Origin of the sequence: Kamptonema formosum PCC 10802, assembly GCF_000332335.1 — a bacterium.
GTDB lineage: Bacteria > Cyanobacteriota > Cyanobacteriia > Cyanobacteriales > Oscillatoriaceae > Oscillatoria.
Genome location: NZ_KB235948.1, coordinates 720186 through 735912, shown reverse-complemented (window position 1 = coordinate 735912; position 15727 = coordinate 720186). Strand labels below are relative to the sequence as shown.

Here is a 15727-nt window from a genome sequence, read left to right as displayed (position 1 = left end):
CTTCTCCCACTGTTCTATATAGGTTTCGCTAATATTGGGACAAGTCAAGATGGAGATTACTATCACAAAGCTCGAAGAAATAAACGTGGTCGAGTTGGTCGGTGACATAGACGCAAATACGGCACCGCCGGTGCAAGAGAAGGTTTTGCCGCTGGCCGTATCAGAGGCCAAGATTCTGATCGATATGACCAACGTGCCCTACATGTCCAGTGCCGGCTTGCGGGCGCTGCTGTCGGTGCACCGGCAGGCGACTGCCCAAGAGGCCCAACTGGTACTGGTGGGGCTTTCCGAGGAGATTAAAGACACGATGGAAATTACCGGATTCCTGGAATTTTTTACGACTTGCGATACGCAGGCTTCAGGATTAGAAGCGCTTAAAATCGCGTAAATACGTCCAGTGGATGAACTTGGATACTTTTCAGAATTAATCGGGGGAATAACCCGCTTAATCCTTCATTAAAAGGGTACGCAATGGAGCGAATAGACAGTCAACCCACACACAAATACCTCGACTTCAAGCTGCGGCGGGGGCGGCCCCTTCCTTTCGGAGCCACCATCGTGCCAGGAGGCGTCAACTTCTCCATTTTTTCCAGCCACGCCAAATCTTGCACGCTGGTGCTTTTCAAAAAGCGCGAGCCCCAACCGATGGCAGAAATTCCCTTCCCGGACGAATTCCGGATTGGGAATGTCTTCAGCATGATCGTCTTCGACCTGGATTACGAAAACATCGAATACGGCTACCGCATGGACGGGCCTTTCAATTTCAATGAAGGCCAGTGGTTTGACTCCAGCAAAATTCTCACCGACCCCTACGCCAAACTGATTGGGGGGCGGGATATTTGGGGAAAAACTCCAGATTGGAGCGACATCTACCACCACCGAGCTCGCATTGCCTTAGACGATTTTGACTGGGAAGATGACCGCCCTCTGGAAATCGACCCGGAAGACCAGATTATCTACGAAATGCATGTCCGCAGCTTTACCCGCCACCCGTCCTCCGGGGTGAAGCATCCGGGCACCTTTGCCGGCATCCGGGCAAAAATTCCTTACCTCAAAGAGCTGGGCGTCAATGCGGTTGAATTGATGCCGGTGTACGAGTTTGATGAATTTGAAAACAGCCGCCCCAACCCCGTGAAACCGGGCGAGATGCTGCTGAATTACTGGGGCTACAGCACCGTTGGCTTCTTTGCCCCCAAAGCCGGTTACGCCGCCACCGGCAAGCTGGGGATGCAGATGGACGAGTTCAAAACCCTCGTCAAAGAATTGCACAAAAACGGCATTGAAGTCATTCTCGACGTTGTTTTCAACCACACAGCGGAAGGCAACGAGAACGGCCCTTATATCTCTTTCCGGGGGATTGACAACAAGACCTATTACATGCTAACCCCGGACGGGTACTATTTCAACTTCAGCGGTTGCGGCAACACCCTCAACTGCAATAACCCAATTGTGCGCAACATGGTGCTCGACTGCCTGCGCTACTGGGCTGCTGAGTATCACATCGACGGCTTCCGCTTTGATTTGGCCTCGATTCTGGGGCGCGACCCCTGGGGCGCACCCCTGCAAAACCCGCCACTGCTAGAAACCCTAGCCTTTGACCCGATTCTGGCGAAGTGCAAATTAATTGCCGAAGCGTGGGATGCCGGCGGACTCTACCAGGTGGGATCTTTCCCCGCCTTCGGGCGCTGGGCGGAGTGGAACGGCAAGTACCGCGACAGCATTCGCAAATTCCTCAAAGGGGATGGCACAGTTGGCGACATCGCCCAGCGGCTGCAGGGTTCGCCGGACCTATATGCGTGGGAGGGTCGCGGGCCCGCGACATCGATTAATTTCATCACTGCCCACGACGGTTTTACGCTGATGGACATGGTGTCGTACAACGGCAAGCACAACGAAGCCAACGGCGAAAACAATAACGACGGCACCAACGACAACGACAGCTGGAATTGCGGCTGGGAAGGCCCAACCGACGATCCGGGAATCAACGCCCTGCGCAAGCGGCAGATTAAAAATGCCGTGGCGATACTAATGGTGAGCCAGGGAGTGCCGATGATTCTCATGGGAGATGAAATGGGGCGCACCCAGCACGGCAACAACAACACCTACTGCCACGATAATGAACTCAACTGGCAGGACTGGAACCTGCTGGAAACCAACGCTGACCTATTTAAGTTTTTCAAGCACTGCATTGCCTTCCGCAAGGCTCACCCGGTGCTGAGAAACCGCTACCACTTCCAGAACCGGGATTATGCCGGCAGCGGCTATGCTGATATTACCTGGCACGGCACCAAAGCCTGGAACGCCGACTGGTCGCCCAAGAGCCGCACCGTGGCGTTTATGCTCTGCGGCAAACACGCAAAAGCCGGCACGGTGACGGACAATTATATCTACGTCGCCATAAACGCTCACTGGGAAAGCCACTGGTTTGAAATCCCGGGCTTGCCACCGGGGATGCAGTGGGGCGTCTTTGCCAACACCGGCGCTCCCTCACCGGAGGACAGCTGGGAACCCGGTCAGGAGCCGGTGCTGGAAAATCAGCACGGATTGCTCTTGGGCGACCGCTCCGTGGTGATTCTGGCAGGCAAATAAGGTGTAAAGCATGAAGCGTGAAGTGCAGTAAGCTCAGAGCTTCATACTTTCTTCATATTTTTTTCTTTCAACTGTTTCCCATAGCGCAAACCGCGTAACAACTAACTATGGCTCTCACCGCAACGCTTACGACCGAGACAATCGTTAAAATAACCTTGGATGGAGACCTCGATGCCAGCACAGCGCAGTCGTTCAAAGAGGTGGTGGAAAAAGCCGCTGCCGCGAATCCGAAACGCCTGATACTGATGATGGAAAAGCTGGACTATATGGCCAGTGCCGGTCTGCGGATACTGATGTTCGCCAAGCAAAAGATGGGGGCCGCTACGGACATCTATATGGTTGGCACTCAGGAGATGGTAAAGGGCACTATAGAAAAGACGGGTTTCGACCAAGCTGTGATTATGCTCGACAAGTATGACGCTTAGTAAATAGAAAGCGTCAAGTCGGTAAACTCATCCTAGAAACCGGGTTTTTTAAAGAAACCCGGTTTCTGGAAGACCTGTCCCTCACTGGCGACTTCTGCTATGCAGCCCTTAACCGTACCCGGAACTCTCGACTCTTTGAAAGCGATTGCTAACTACGTCCTGGCAGCTGCTGATGCAGCCGGCTTGGATAAAAAAGCCAGCTACAACCTCCGCTTGGCAGCAGACGAAATAGCAACCAATATTATTACCTACGGCTATCTAGAAGCCGGTCGATCTGGAGCAGTAGACTTGCGAGCTGAGGTGGGCGAAAACACCCTAACCGTCACCTTAGAAGATACCGCTGAAGCCTTCGACCCCTTGTTGAAGTACGCCCAGCAAAAGAAAATGTTGCAGCTGCCAATTGAACAGCAGACAATTCCCGGGCGGGGAATTATTCTTGTTGTGGAGAGTGTCGATAAATTCCTGTACGAACGGGTTGGCGACCGCAACCGCAATATCTTTGTGATGAATCGACCGACCGACCGGCCTCCAGCCAGCCAAACACAGTCCCCTGAGCGGGCCCCCTAGCGAGCCCCTGAGCGGGTTACAGGGGCGTTTTGCCAGGTTTGACCTTTTGCGGGGTTTGACCGCAGCGGGCCGTCTGGAAGCTTTGGCAGCGCTCTAATACCAATTTGGGATTTTGGATGCCCAGATAATGGAATTGAAAAAATGGCGGGAACGCCTTTTCAGCCCGATTCAAAAATACTGTACATCTTAATTTGGTATAATCTTGGGGCGGCGGGAGTGGGAAATAAAGAGTGACAGCAAACCCCAGCAAACTCTCTTCTTGCCCTCCCTCTGCGCCGTCGCGGTCCCTTGCGGTTCATAAAATCATTCCTTCTCAGCCCATTCAAGAAACCGGGTTTCTTTAAGAAACCCGGTTTCTGGCAGATACGCGCTAGCCGGTATACTTGGAGTTGGGAAAAGCCGGCAACCGACCTGCCGGCGGGCCCGAACCCGGGCTGCGGGCTAGCAGTGATTTTGGCGATTCAGGGTGCCGGTCAATTCATCTGCGATCTGAGTGGCAGACCGAAAGCGAAGCACTTCGAGGGTGAATGAAATCCGTCAGTCAACGATCTACTAACACAATTCTTTTAGTTCTTCTTTGGGGCGTTTTGCAATGGAACCTTTAACCGTACCCGGAACCTTAGACTCTTTGAAACCGATCGCGGACTACGTGCTGGCTGCTGCTAAAGAAGCCGGTTTGGATAAGAAAGCCTCCTATAACCTCCGTCTGGCGGTAGATGAAATCGCCACCAATATTATTATGTACGGCTACGAGGGAGCCAATAGCGAAGGGACAGTAGACGTGCAAGCCCAGATGGACGACCTCGCCCTGACAATCGTCCTCGAGGATACGGCTGCAGCCTTCGATCCCTTCGAGAAATTGGCCCAGGAGGAGCTGTCGGTAGACCTGCCAATAGACCAAAAACCAATGGGCGGGCTGGGAGTGTACCTGACTATTCAGGGGGTTGATAAATTTATGTACGAACGTCTGGAAGACCGGAATCGAAATATTTTTGCAGTCAATCGACCCGCTCGTTAAAGCAAACAGGAAAAAGGTAAAAGGCAAATTTTTTCCTGTTTCCTGTTAGTTTGGGGAAAATTACCGCGCCCTGCGGCGAGAAAATTGACGCGCTCACCCACAAAAGAGGCCACACCTATGGAAGCTGAAAACAGCCAGCTGCTCCTCGCTGCCGGCAGCGAAATCAATCCCGATGCACTGTGCCGGGATTTGCAAGAGCTAGGCTATATAGTTTCAGTCGCGCAAGACGGAGAGGGGGCGTTGAAGCTGCTCGAGGAGAAGCCGGTGGACTTGGCGATCCTCGACATTCAGACGCCCGATCTGGAGGGACTTCAGCTGCTCGAGCAGATAAAACGTGCGGACACGCTGCACCAGCGCCCCATACTGGCGCTGGGGGGCGCAAATGCCGGTGAACAGGTTGAAAAAGCGCTGGCAATGGGCGCAGAAGACTTCCTACTTGCGCCCTTCACCCCGCAGTTGCTGAAAGCCCGCATCTGTGAGTGCCTGGAAAAGCGGCGGCTGCGAGACGAGCTGCTCTCGCAGTCGCTGAAACTGGCAGCGATGGAAAAGCTAGCGACTGATTTCACGCAAACCATCCTTCCCCTCGGCATTGCCCTGTCGGCGGAAAAAGACTTAGATCGTCTCCTGGAGCGGATTGTGCTCGAGTCCAAGTCAATCTGCAATGCTGATATGGGCATCCTGTACCTGCGCGGCGAGGATAACTGCCTGAAGTTTGCCATCTTGCGCAACGACTCGCTGAATGCCGCCTGGGGCGGAACCACCGGCCAAAAGATAGACTTACCCCCCGCGCCCCTTTTCGGCGCAGACGGCAAACCCAATGACACCTTTGTCGCCGCCTATGTCGCCGCCACCGGCACCTCGCGCAACATTCCCGACATCTACCAGACGGAGGGCTTTGACTTTACTGAAAACAAAGCCTACGACACAAAAGACGGCTACCGCTCGGTATCCTGTCTAGCCGTCCCCTTGAAAAATAATGCCGGTGAAGTCATCGGCGTCGTGCAGCTGGTCAACGCCCAGAACCCGACGGGCAGCGAGATTGTCCCCTTCAGCTCCTACCAGCAGCAAGTGGTGGAATCTCTCGCCTCACAGGCATCCGTCGCCCTCAGCAACCAGCTGCTGCTGGAAGGCCAAACAAAGTTCCTCAAAAGCCAGCGCGAATTAGAAATTGGCCGCATGATTCAGGCGGATTTCTTGCCCGAAACCCTGCCGCAGCCAGCCGGCTGGGAAATCGCCGCCCGCTTCTCTCCCGCGCGCCAGGTTGCAGGAGATTTCTACGATGCCTTTACGATGGTCAATGACACCCGCGTCGGTTTGATCATCGCCGACGTCTGCGACAAAGGGGTTGGCCCGGCGATGTTTATGGCCCTTCTTCGCAGTTTGCTGCGGGTTCTGGCTCAACAGACCTATTCTCCGGACTTCTTGAAGGGCTTCGGCGATGAAAGCCCCCGCAAGTCTCGCCCGGAAGATCCCGCCCAAAAGAAGATACTGCTGAAAATCGGTGCCCTGTCGCTGAAAAAGGCGATGGAGATCACCAACAATTACATGATAGACAATCACAGCCGGATGAATATGTTCGCCACCATGTTCTTTGGCGTGCTCGATCCGGCGACGGGCTTGTTGCTCTATATTAATGGCGGGCACGAGCTGCCGGTGATCTGCGGTCCGAATGGCATCAAGCAGCGCCTGAAAACGACTGGGCCGGCTGTGGGGATGATGCCAAAGGTCAATTACAAAATCCAGGAGGCTCAGTTAGAACCGGGCGATATCCTGTTCACCTACACCGACGGCGTTCCGGAAGCCCACAGCCCCGCAGGGGCACTGTTCACAGACGAAAGATTGCTGGCTATACTGGAGTCTCCTCCCCCCTCAGCCAAGGGTTTGGTTGAGCTGATCGAAACACAGGTGCGGGAGTACATCGCCGACGCCGACCAGTTTGACGACATAACTATGCTAGCCGTGCGGCGGGTGCCAAAAGATTGAGAGCCCAGAAACCCGAATAAACCGGGTTTCTTCACCCAGATACCAGAAACCCGGTTTCTCAAAGAAACCGAGTTTTTTCACCGGCTACTCCAAAGCTTTCCAAATTTTTGGAGGCAGCTCGCGTTTCTTTTTGCCGGCGAGCTGAGTGTGGTAATGTGGCTGCCCATCCACCGGCGTCTCGCGCACGAAGCCTTTTGCCATCAGCGTATCCAGCATCGTGCGGGCGGCTGTCTCATCCTCACCCATGTGAGCCACCACTTGAGCGAAACTCACCTTTCCCTGACGCATCAACCAGTTGATCGCCTGCTGCTGGTCGTCAGGTAAAGTGAGAACGTCAAGCATGCTAAGACCGTCTGCGCTGTCCCCTTCTGCTCCCCCTCCCCCCGAAAGATTGAATCCTTTTCCGCTCATAGTTTCCTCCTGGATTCAACGTTCAGGCCATAATTTGCTGGGCGACCTTTTCCATCTCCCGGCTGAAGGGATGAGCCGGGTAGCGCAGGCAGAACAGATCGCTGCTGGCCAGCTGAATCATATCTTCTGACAGGGGCAAGACACCGGCGACTGTGGCGCTGTAAGTTTTCGACACCTGTTCCCGCATGGCCTCGAAATCGAAGGACGTCAGCACCTTGTTAACGAGGAGCAACATCTTGGGCACTTCCAACTTGCGAGCCACATCTACCGTGACAGCGGTTCCCTGGAAGTCCTGCCGGTCAGGACGCAGGATCAGCACCAGAACGTCGGAGATGGTGATCGAAAGCAGGGTTTCTTCGTTGAGTCCCGGGTGGGTGTCAATAAACAGGTAGTCCAGCTCCAGACGACCGATCAATTCTTGAAAGCCTTCATTGAGCAGCCCCACATCGTATCCCTCACGCAGCACCTTGGCAATTTCCCCAGCTCTGAGACTGGAGGGAATCAGGTAGATGCGGCTGTTTGGAGTCGCTTTTTCTTGGAGAACCGAGGTGACGTCGTAGGCGGTTTCTTCGATGGCGCACCGCCCCCACAGGTAGTCATTCAGGGAGCGATCTATCTTTTCCTCGTCGAAACCGAAAAGGACGTGAATCCCCGGAGATTGGATATCCGTGTCAACGATGCCCACCCGATTTCCGTAACGAGCGACGATCGAGGCCAGATTAGCCGTCGAGTTCGATTTGCCGGTGCCGCCACGGAAGGAGTGAACTGAAACGATTTTGGACATTGCGTACCTCACTAAACCTTTTGATTTTTGTAACAGACGCACAGGCTCAAGCCATTAAAACTTTGCAGTTGGTTTTTCTCTGCAAATTCTAGAAGTGCGAGTGTGTTTTTCATTGGGCGGTGCTAGCTGTGCGAGTCACCGGCTGTCAGAAATGACTTGGGCATCAGCCGCTGACAGGAGTCTGGCTGATAGATGCGTCAGGCGAGGCGGCGCAACAGGCTGCAGGGGCACAAAATCCGCAACACGGCAGGGGTGAGAGCAAATTTCGCACGCTTAAAGACGGGATATGTCGCGTCTTATTATAAACATTTCCCCACTTGAGCCCAGCGCACAACCGCACAGGCAGACCGGCAAGGGGCCGAATCTTGACTTTCAGCTCGCTTGTGATGCTACAATGAAATATTACCACCCTCTTTTAGCGCTGCTGCTGCTTCAGAGTTGCTGAAAATCGGACGCTCGCAATATTTTTTCGCGATTAGTCTGCAGTGGTGCGTGCCGATCTGCGCGCACCCCCCATTACAGTGTACAGCAGCCGCTGCAAAGAGCCCAGCAGGCCAGCCAGCTCGCGCGCCGGTGCGGGTGCCGGTGCCACTCTCAATCGGGCCTCAGCCCCGGATGGCGCTTGCAGTTTAACTGTTTCACCCGCCGCAGGCGCGGAGTGGGGGAGCAGTGATTGCCACAAACCCGCGACAGCCGGATATAGGGCGGTCAGTCCGCCCCATTCCCCTCGATCTTCTCCCAGATATACTTGCAAAGCTGGCGTCCTTTTTTGGGGGCGAGGCGAGGCCGGTAGCGCCGCTCACCTGCCATTTCTAGCTCCAGCAAGCAGCCCTCTCCCACCAGGGTGTCTAGCATAGTGCGGACAGCTATTTCTTCGGTGCCGGTGTGAGCGACTGCTTCAGCAAGGGTGACGGGCTTGCGCTGCTGCAATATCCATTTTGCCAGCTGTCGCTCTGAGTTGTGCTGCATCAGGAAGTCAAACATCCGCAGCCCACCTGCTTCGTGATTGGGAATCTCCAAAGGCGGTGCCAGGACAATCTCCGGGCGCGTCTGGCTAGCCTTGCAGCAGGTGATTTTATCGGCGATGGCGCGCAACTGCTCGGTGAAGAGATGGTTGGGATACTGAAGGCAAAACAGATCGCTGCTGCCCAGTTCAACGAGAGTTTCAGAAAAAGGCAGGATGCCCGCCACCGGCACGCTGTAAGTCGTCTCCACCTGTTGCCGCACAGCCTCAAAATCGTAGGTGGGCAGCACTTGGTTGACCGCCAGATAGATGTGCGGCACCTGCAACTTCCGGGCTAACTCCACCATCAAAGCCGTTCCCTGGAAGTCCTGCCGGTCTAAACGCACCACCAAAACCAAGACATCACAGAGGGCGATGGAAATCAGGGTTTCTTCATCCAGGCCGGCACGAGAGTCAATCAACAAATAGTCCAGTCTCAGATCGCGCAGCAGCAGCTCGAAGCTGTCGCTCAGCAACTCTACGCTGTATCCGCCGCCCCACACTCGGGGAATTTCACTCGCCTTGAGGTTGCCCGGGATCAGGTAGATGTCTCCCTTTGAAGGCGATGTGGCGGTTGCCGGCCACCGGCGGCTGTCCGAGGTGCTGCCTGTGTCGCTAACATTGTAAGCGATATCTGCCAGCGCCGCAGCCCCCCACAAGTAGTCATTGAGGGTGGCGTTTATCTGTTCTGACTCCAGGCCAAAAAGCAGATGCAGACCGGGCGATGGGATATCCGTGTCGATGATGCCGGCACGCTGTCCGCAGCTAGCGATAATCGCCGCCAGGTTAGCAACCACGTTTGATTTGCCGGTTCCGTGGCGGAATGAGTGGACGCAGACGATTTTAGCCATAAAATTCTACCTTTTAATTGTAGATATGAACTTGACTCAATGACATCCCTCTCATCCCCTCTGTAATTTGTAATTTTTGCTTGGGTATTGGAAAGGGCAGCCGTAAAGCATTTTAAGTTCCAGAGGATAATAATATCTGTACAAAATAGCGTTCATTTTTTTATTTTTTTCTAAAAAAATCAAGAACAGGTAGGGGCGGGACCCGAATCGCCTTGAAATCCTGTGCGGCAGGAAAATCGGTTTAGGATTCAGGGAGCGCAATCGTCCCTTGACCCTAGCTCCTTCTCTCAGGAGAGACGCTTCGCGCTTGTCGCCGCCATTTTGGCACCGGCAGGCCCGCCCCACGGAGGACTTGGCGGCCAGCCCAATCAGCGCGGATGCAAGCGGACACGAGATCGCGGGCTATTCACCGGCTCAGGGTACTGGCCCTATTTTTCCCCTTTACGCCTGAGATGTTTCGCCATTTTCCGCAGCGGCTGCCGTCAGGCGCGAGATCGAGAGAGAGCGTCAATTATCGAGGGCGCAATTCCCAGAGCAGCTGTTTCGCCTGTGCCTCCCCAATTCTGCTGTCTTTCACCCATTTTAACTCAAGCGCGCACCGGCTGCCGGTGTCACGAGCGCGACTTGAGGCAAATTATGCGCCAAATTTCAACTCCTGCAAGCCGCAGGGTTGCTTAATAACTGCGCCCCATTTTTTTGACCTCACCGCACCTCCGAGACTATCTATTTAGTGTGCCACCTGTAGCCCTTGTAATTCTTTTGTGAAATCCTCTGCCTTCTCTCTCCTTGGCGCTCAGGCGCGTCTTGGCGCGGTTTCACAAAACAATAACCGGCCTGCAGCTCGGCAATTCAAGTGTCCCAAGCGCTCGGGTGCGCTCACAGCGCACCCGAGCAGATTCAATCGCCAGATTTATCTTCTCTATGCTTCAACTTTTTCGCTTTTGAGCGCAACTGCTGCAAGTAATCGTCCTCCGCACTCTCAGAAGCCGGTGGCTGCGGCGAGCTGTGCTGGTTGGGGGCACCGGCAGCCGGCGCAATAGGGGAGGGCGGGTTTGCGGGTGCCGGTGCGTTTTTCGCCCGCAGTTGCTTGCCTTTTTGGCGCAGCTGCCCGAACTAATCATCAGCTGCGCCGGCGTGCTGGTGGCTGGCGGGTTCGCCTGCCGGTGGGGCGACGCCGGTTTGAGAATCTTGGCGTTCCCGCGCCCGAAGTTCGCGAGCTTTTCGCTGCAATTCCCTGAAGGATTCCGACTCAGCGATCTCAGCCACCTCGCGCTCCTTTTTGGCCAGGTCAATCTCGACTTTAAACACCTGTTTGACGCGATTGGCGATCTGCTGCGGGTATCCTGCCTTTGCCTCACCGGCGCGACACCCGTAACCGCCCTGGTGCCAGACAGAATAAACAAAACCGGTGGGCTGACGGGCTCCGGGTATCCGACATTCTTCTTTTATCTTCTCGCAACTTTCGCAGCCAAAGCGGAGCTGACTCTCAAAGACGAAGCCGAAAATCAAGTTTACTCAACCGCTCTCACAATTGACGGCTATCGTCCAGGTATTGTGAGCATCGGCATGCCGGCTGGATCGGCGTCAAAGCCTCTAGAAATTGGCAAGAAGTACCAGTGGGGCTTCAGCGTGATTTGCGCTCCTCAAGAGAATTCGGAAAATCCTTTCGTAAAGGGATGGATTCAGCGGGTTGAGCTGTCCGCAGACCTGAAAGCAAAATTAGACAAGGCGCAAGGGCGCGACAGGGCTGCCCTTTATGCTGTGTTCAATGTGAGCCAAGGAAAAACCCTGCAGAATGTCTTTGATGATTTGGCCGGCAGCAACCTGCGCGTCGGTTTCCACGTCCAGGGCTTTGCAAACGGTGGCAGTGAAGCTTTTGTGAATTTGGCTCAGCCGGTGGTTGAACCGCCGGTTCAATCAGTGCCAGAACCGGCAACTTTGGCAGGTTTGGGCTTAGTCGCAGGTGCTCTGGCGGCATCACGCCGGCGCAAGGCTAGCCAGAATGCCTAGTTTTTCCGTGGCGATTGCTATCCACTGACTGTTCCGCTCTTAAGAGCGATGTGCTCTTTGGACACGCCGGCGCTTGCCGCAGTTGCCAACTCAATTGGCAGATCGCTCTTGCAGCCATTCCCCACTGGGATACTTGAGTCGGTTGCTTTCTCAAAAACACCGCCAGTAGCCCGCCGGTGGTACATCCGCTTCTCGGATGGTTGCCTTTGCCCGAGCGGGTCCTGCCTGCTGTTGCCACCGGCACCTGCAGGGGGCTTGGAGATTACAGCGTTCCTGCCTTGCTGCCTTGAAACCTTCTTTCCCTGCCGGCTGCGTCTGTGGCGAGCTGGCTAGCTGGCCTAAATTGCTTGTTTGCTCTCGCCTCAGGGAAACCCCCCACCCCTGACCGCGCCTCCCCACCCCAGGGGTCATGCAAAGATTTTCCATTAACTTTTTTATCCCTAGACTATCCTGTTAACATATATTAAAAGTTTATCCATTTCCCTTCCGTTATTTTGCGGAGTGAGCGGGAGGTAAACGCATGCAGCACGCCGGCTGTCAACCGCAATTGTGCGGAAAAGTGAGAGATTTCACTCAATCTTTAAGAAAACCCCGGCAAAAAAAATTTTTAGTTAAAGCTATAGACAAACTGCTAACAATTGCTGTATGAGAGCGCCACAATGAAATTAGCGGTCAACCACAAGGACAGACCGGCACGTTTCACAAACTCAGCCATCTCTCCTAGAAGTTTAGCATCTCTCCTCTTAGGGGGTGGGAATGAACATGAAAAATAGTAATCTTTTAACCGCTCTCTCCACTCGCGCCCTCGCCGGCACAACCGCTCTGGCTGCCGGGATGGCCCTGGCATCAACCGCGCTCACTGCAGCGCCGGCACAGGCTTTCGGCTTGTCTATCGCTCCCCAGTATGGCAGCACCGAGAACACTGGCGCAACAGCGAAGCTGGACTTCAATTTTGTCCAGCAGGGAGCGCAGGTACTGCTCAACCTCGATATCAAAAACACCACTAACGGCTCAGCTGGGCTGGGGGCAACTGCGGCAACTCTGGTTGGGGTGGCGTTCGACCTGCCGACTATCGTCAGCGCATACACTTTCAGCGCTTCAACTTACAATCCAGGCTCAAGCGGCTTTACAAAGACTTACACCGGCGTCTCTATACCGGGTTTAACGCAAAATACGTTCAGTGTTGGCATTCGCTCCGCTGGTTCTGGCAACTTTGTCGGTGGCAATCCCCAAGCTGGTTTGACTGCCGGCCAATCTTCTAGTGTTAGCTTTTTGCTGAGCGGCGCGAACCTCACCGCTGCCGGTGTGGAAAGCTCATTCCAAAGTGGTTTTCAAGGTGGCTCACTGCAGGCTGCCGGTCGTTTCCAGCAGGTGAACGCTGGTGGCGGAAGTGACAAAGTGCTCGCCGGTTCAGACGCCGTACCCGAACCCACTACTCTCGGCGGTTTGGCGCTGGGTGGCGCAATCTTGGTCCGGTTGCGCAGTCGCAAAGTTCAGCAGAACGCCTAGTTTTCCACCGGCAATTGTGATATCAAGCGCTTCAAAGTAAATCAAAATGCGGCTTTTTAACACACCGGCTGCCTTGAGAAATCCTGCCGGCATTCATACTCCTCACTCCAAAAGCTGGCTGCCTCTAGGCAAGCCGGCTTTTTTTAACTGCCGGCGGACAAATTGCATGCGCCGTGAGAGTGCAAGCCGGCACAAAAGTCTTGGCGCTTCCGCTGCCGGTGGCGAGCGAGAAACAACTGGGGCTTTCTCACTCCTCGAAGTCCACCTGCTTAACTACCTCCAAGGGGAGCTCTAGCGCCTCTGCTATTTGCTCGTCGCGCAAGCCAAAGTGTCGCAATTTCTGAACTGTTTCTATTTTAATTTTCGGGATGTCCGGGTGCGAGTCGGGAGTTGCCGGTTGACTTTTATCTCGGGGAGAAGTGGAGGAATCGGGGCAACTGTAGATGTAGCCTATACCTGTAACGTTATGATGAGGGTTATTTTTCGTCCCAAAAGTTATATTTACATTGATTTGGCGGTCTAGGACTGATTCAAGATTTCTTTTCTTAACGTCTTCGCCAAAGACATCAGATAGCATGCGCAAGAGCTCGTGACTGGCTTTTTTTATGTGCTTGGCGCTATACCCATAAGTTTCTGCAACGCCGGCATACTTTTGGCCCTTCAGTATTCCCGTGATAATTCTCCGCTGCAAGTCATTGAGATGTTTGCCGGTCTTGGCGCAGACCGCTTCATCGACAAATTGCAATATCTGAGGGATGTCCATAGGTGGGGCTGTGAGAGCGCTGGGGTTACTATACCAAACTTTGTCCCACTTTTTGCAACTTTTTTGCCGCGCCTACCTCTTTTGTAGCAATAGACACCTCTGTAATGGACAAGGCATCTCACTTGCTAGTAGGGACAGGGGCGGAGGGAACGCCTGTCCTACGTCCGTTCCCTAAGTGGCTATTGGCTAGTGCTATATCTCCCTATTTTAGAGAGAGCCAGCTGTTTCCAACTTTGCCGGCTGGCCATCTCCATGCTGCCGGCCAATCGTAGGAAGAGCCAATATCTGAGGGGTGTCCACAGGTGTGCCGGTGAGAGCGCTGTGGTTACTATACCAAACTTTTTCCAACTTTTTCCAACTTTTTCCAACTTTTTCCAACTTTTTGGCCGCGTCGGCACATTTTCTATACCAATTTGAGAAAGATCCAACTTTTTCCAACTTTTTTCGGCTTGTCAGTTTTGAGCGAGTGGGTTATCTTCTTGGAAAAGAGGACATTGGGTCGAGTCAAGTGGGTGGACATGAGCCGCCCGCCGATATTTTTGACTGATTTTTAGGAGTTTCACACTATGCCAGACAAACGCTATGCCCCGGATGGAAATGGTAATCTAATCAGGATTACTAAGGAAAACGCTGACGGTTCATTTGAATTTATCGCTCGTCCTGAGAACGGTGAAGGACAAGAGCGTCTTCATGTTGGAGTTGGCAGCAATGGTAAAATAGAGTGGTGGGCTGAAACTGATAAGGATGGTGAAAAGGTAGGGGGAAATAGAAGCAGTGAGAAATTTGCTATTAATACTGCAGTGCAGATTGCTTTGGGTTTGATGAGAGACTAGCGTGTGTTGGTTTAGAAACAGTTTCCCAGTCTCAGCACCTGCAGCCCCGAAGTCGGCGTGACTTACCTGTTGTAGCGCCTCTCCCCCACACCGGCACTTCTCCCCCACCCCTGGCCCCGCCCTCCCGCCGCATCTAATTTGCACACTAATCTCACAGCCTGCAGGAGGGGCGGGTTCCCACAACATATCGTCAGCAAAGGTTGCTGGTGAACCTGAGGTTCAATCTGTGGTATTTTTGGGAAAAGTGCAGTTAAAAACCGGCTCACTGGGGAAAAAATTGCGCTCTCCCTGCTTTGGGTGAAATGATAATTCCACAGGGTTGAAGCGCCGGCATCAACCCTATCAAAACATCAGCCCTTTTAGTTTAATTATCATAACCTTTCAGCTATGAAAGCACTCTTGGGACTTACCGCCTCTTTACTTATTTTGCACAACTTGTATTTTCAATCTCAGGCAATAACTCTATCCAGCCCGGAGATATCTAAAAATAATATTACCGTTTTAGAGGATGATGCCAAACAAATTTTAGTCAGAAAACCCCCGACCGAAAGAAAAGGCGATCTTAACGAAGCTTTAAGAAACTATGGAACCCAGCCTTTTCGAGCTGGTTCTGTCAGATTTCTCTTGGACAGAGACGACATGCGGCACATTCTTCTCAGGCATCATCCCAGGTTTCGACGGGACAAGAAAAAATACCAAACCGATCTCGATCCAGACATGGAAGTTGATGACATCGTAAAGGCCATCAGAAAGATTGTCAGTGATAATCGCGACATCCTGAGTCGCGTGGGGGATAAAGATCAATGTCAGGTGACGGGTAGGCGGAGTTTGTTCGATGGAACAATCTATGTGGTAGGGATACAATCAGGCAGGCATATACGTCAGTTTTTTCCCCTGCATAGAGATAACCCTATTCAAGAAAAACTTTGCAGCAATCTTGTATCCGAAACTCGTTAGAAAATCGTCAGCAACATATTTGCA

19 protein-coding genes are annotated in these 15727 nt (G+C 53.4%); 13 read left to right on the top strand and 6 right to left on the bottom strand.

Translation table 11 applies throughout. The features are described from left to right. The first annotated feature begins 49 nt into the window (after positions 1 to 49). The 7 genes from OSC10802_RS0103260 to OSC10802_RS43895 all read left to right on the top strand — a co-directional run bounded on the left by OSC10802_RS0103260 (position 50) and on the right by OSC10802_RS43895 (position 6582). Complete coding sequence (locus OSC10802_RS0103260) at positions 50 to 388, top strand: STAS domain-containing protein (RefSeq protein ID WP_017715356.1); 339 nt, start codon at positions 50 to 52, stop codon at positions 386 to 388. Positions 389 to 471: 83 nt separating this feature from the next. Then, entirely contained in the window at positions 472 to 2589 is a 2118-nt protein-coding gene (glgX, locus tag OSC10802_RS0103255) for a glycogen debranching protein GlgX (RefSeq protein ID WP_017715355.1), read from the top strand. Positions 2590 to 2696: 107 nt separating this feature from the next. Then, the gene (locus OSC10802_RS0103250; protein ID WP_017715354.1) at positions 2697 to 3014 is read left to right on the top strand and encodes an STAS domain-containing protein; all 318 of its coding nucleotides are present in this window, start codon (positions 2697 to 2699) and stop codon (positions 3012 to 3014) included. A 99-nt stretch (positions 3015 to 3113) separates the two neighbouring features. Further along, a complete protein-coding gene (locus OSC10802_RS0103245) occupies positions 3114 to 3581 on the top strand; it encodes an ATP-binding protein (protein WP_017715353.1) in 468 nt (155 codons plus the stop codon). A gap of 288 nt (positions 3582 to 3869) precedes the next feature. Next, positions 3870 to 4112 carry a hypothetical protein gene (locus OSC10802_RS48725; RefSeq protein ID WP_155967359.1) on the top strand — a complete coding sequence of 81 codons (243 nt, stop codon included), beginning with the start codon at positions 3870 to 3872 and terminating at the stop codon, positions 4110 to 4112. Between the two features lie 61 nt (positions 4113 to 4173). Beyond that, entirely contained in the window at positions 4174 to 4599 is a 426-nt protein-coding gene (locus OSC10802_RS0103235) for an ATP-binding protein (RefSeq protein ID WP_017715351.1), read from the top strand. A 117-nt stretch (positions 4600 to 4716) separates the two neighbouring features. Then, on the top strand, positions 4717 to 6582 hold the full coding sequence (locus OSC10802_RS43895; protein ID WP_052334290.1) for a SpoIIE family protein phosphatase: 1866 nt from the start codon (positions 4717 to 4719) through the stop codon (positions 6580 to 6582). Between the two features lie 84 nt (positions 6583 to 6666). Here the strand turns inward: OSC10802_RS43895 and OSC10802_RS0103225 are convergent, their stop codons facing one another. From OSC10802_RS0103225 to OSC10802_RS38505, 4 genes are all read right to left on the bottom strand, one after another. Continuing rightward, positions 6667 to 6993: a FeoC-like transcriptional regulator gene (locus OSC10802_RS0103225; RefSeq protein ID WP_017715350.1), complete on the bottom strand. Its 327-nt coding sequence runs from the start codon at positions 6991 to 6993 to the stop codon at positions 6667 to 6669. Positions 6994 to 7015: 22 nt separating this feature from the next. Next, positions 7016 to 7777, bottom strand: a complete 762-nt coding sequence (locus tag OSC10802_RS0103220; protein ID WP_017715349.1) for a MinD/ParA family ATP-binding protein — start codon at positions 7775 to 7777, stop codon at positions 7016 to 7018. Between the two features lie 475 nt (positions 7778 to 8252). Continuing rightward, positions 8253 to 8531, bottom strand: coding sequence for a hypothetical protein (locus tag OSC10802_RS0103215; RefSeq protein WP_017715348.1), 279 nt, complete (start codon positions 8529 to 8531; stop codon positions 8253 to 8255). Continuing rightward, complete coding sequence (locus OSC10802_RS38505; protein WP_017715347.1) at positions 8486 to 9631, bottom strand: MinD/ParA family ATP-binding protein; 1146 nt, start codon at positions 9629 to 9631, stop codon at positions 8486 to 8488. Before OSC10802_RS38505 ends, OSC10802_RS0103215 begins: the two co-directional genes overlap by 46 nt. A gap of 222 nt (positions 9632 to 9853) precedes the next feature. On the opposite strand from OSC10802_RS38505, the gene OSC10802_RS48720 reads away from it, so the two are divergent. The 4 genes from OSC10802_RS48720 (at position 9854) to OSC10802_RS53990 (ending at position 13445) form a co-directional block, all read left to right on the top strand. Beyond that, on the top strand, positions 9854 to 10309 hold the full coding sequence (locus OSC10802_RS48720; RefSeq protein ID WP_155967358.1) for a hypothetical protein: 456 nt from the start codon (positions 9854 to 9856) through the stop codon (positions 10307 to 10309). Between the two features lie 327 nt (positions 10310 to 10636). Further along, entirely contained in the window at positions 10637 to 11641 is a 1005-nt protein-coding gene (locus tag OSC10802_RS43890) for a DUF928 domain-containing protein (RefSeq protein WP_017715345.1), read from the top strand. A gap of 762 nt (positions 11642 to 12403) precedes the next feature. Further along, positions 12404 to 13150, top strand: coding sequence for a PEP-CTERM sorting domain-containing protein (locus OSC10802_RS0103185; protein ID WP_017715342.1), 747 nt, complete (start codon positions 12404 to 12406; stop codon positions 13148 to 13150). A gap of 46 nt (positions 13151 to 13196) precedes the next feature. Continuing rightward, entirely contained in the window at positions 13197 to 13445 is a 249-nt protein-coding gene (locus tag OSC10802_RS53990; protein ID WP_232731608.1) for a hypothetical protein, read from the top strand. On the opposite strand, the gene OSC10802_RS0103180 is transcribed toward OSC10802_RS53990, so the two are convergent. Both OSC10802_RS0103180 and OSC10802_RS48715 read right to left on the bottom strand, forming a co-directional pair. Next, positions 13398 to 13913: a helix-turn-helix domain-containing protein gene (locus tag OSC10802_RS0103180; protein ID WP_017715341.1), complete on the bottom strand. Its 516-nt coding sequence runs from the start codon at positions 13911 to 13913 to the stop codon at positions 13398 to 13400. The two genes, OSC10802_RS53990 and OSC10802_RS0103180, sit on opposite strands and share 48 nt — an antisense overlap. 207 nt (positions 13914 to 14120) lie before the next feature. Beyond that, positions 14121 to 14261, bottom strand: coding sequence for a hypothetical protein (locus OSC10802_RS48715; protein WP_155967357.1), 141 nt, complete (start codon positions 14259 to 14261; stop codon positions 14121 to 14123). A 218-nt stretch (positions 14262 to 14479) separates the two neighbouring features. Here OSC10802_RS48715 and OSC10802_RS0103170 point away from each other — a divergent pair, with 218 nt between their 5' ends. Together OSC10802_RS0103170 and OSC10802_RS0103165 are read left to right on the top strand one after the other, a co-directional pair. Continuing rightward, positions 14480 to 14746: a hypothetical protein gene (locus OSC10802_RS0103170; RefSeq protein ID WP_017715339.1), complete on the top strand. Its 267-nt coding sequence runs from the start codon at positions 14480 to 14482 to the stop codon at positions 14744 to 14746. A gap of 387 nt (positions 14747 to 15133) precedes the next feature. Then, a complete protein-coding gene (locus OSC10802_RS0103165; protein ID WP_017715338.1) occupies positions 15134 to 15703 on the top strand; it encodes a hypothetical protein in 570 nt (189 codons plus the stop codon). Positions 15704 to 15727 lie beyond the last annotated feature (24 nt).

Coding starts and splice junctions, on each gene's coding strand:
- OSC10802_RS0103250 (WP_017715354.1), top strand. CDS start 2,697: ATGGCTCTCACCGCAACGCTTACGACCGAGACAATCGTTAAAATAACC.
- OSC10802_RS43895 (WP_052334290.1), top strand. CDS start 4,717: ATGGAAGCTGAAAACAGCCAGCTGCTCCTCGCTGCCGGCAGCGAAATC.
- OSC10802_RS0103225 (WP_017715350.1), bottom strand. CDS start 6,993: ATGAGCGGAAAAGGATTCAATCTTTCGGGGGGAGGGGGAGCAGAAGGG.
- OSC10802_RS0103245 (WP_017715353.1), top strand. CDS start 3,114: ATGCAGCCCTTAACCGTACCCGGAACTCTCGACTCTTTGAAAGCGATT.
- OSC10802_RS0103185 (WP_017715342.1), top strand. CDS start 12,404: ATGAAAAATAGTAATCTTTTAACCGCTCTCTCCACTCGCGCCCTCGCC.
- OSC10802_RS38505 (WP_017715347.1), bottom strand. CDS start 9,631: ATGGCTAAAATCGTCTGCGTCCACTCATTCCGCCACGGAACCGGCAAA.
- glgX (WP_017715355.1), top strand. CDS start 472: ATGGAGCGAATAGACAGTCAACCCACACACAAATACCTCGACTTCAAG.
- OSC10802_RS0103165 (WP_017715338.1), top strand. CDS start 15,134: ATGAAAGCACTCTTGGGACTTACCGCCTCTTTACTTATTTTGCACAAC.
- OSC10802_RS53990 (WP_232731608.1), top strand. CDS start 13,197: ATGCGGCTTTTTAACACACCGGCTGCCTTGAGAAATCCTGCCGGCATT.
- OSC10802_RS0103180 (WP_017715341.1), bottom strand. CDS start 13,913: ATGGACATCCCTCAGATATTGCAATTTGTCGATGAAGCGGTCTGCGCC.
- OSC10802_RS0103220 (WP_017715349.1), bottom strand. CDS start 7,777: ATGTCCAAAATCGTTTCAGTTCACTCCTTCCGTGGCGGCACCGGCAAA.
- OSC10802_RS0103170 (WP_017715339.1), top strand. CDS start 14,480: ATGCCAGACAAACGCTATGCCCCGGATGGAAATGGTAATCTAATCAGG.
- OSC10802_RS0103260 (WP_017715356.1), top strand. CDS start 50: ATGGAGATTACTATCACAAAGCTCGAAGAAATAAACGTGGTCGAGTTG.
- OSC10802_RS0103235 (WP_017715351.1), top strand. CDS start 4,174: ATGGAACCTTTAACCGTACCCGGAACCTTAGACTCTTTGAAACCGATC.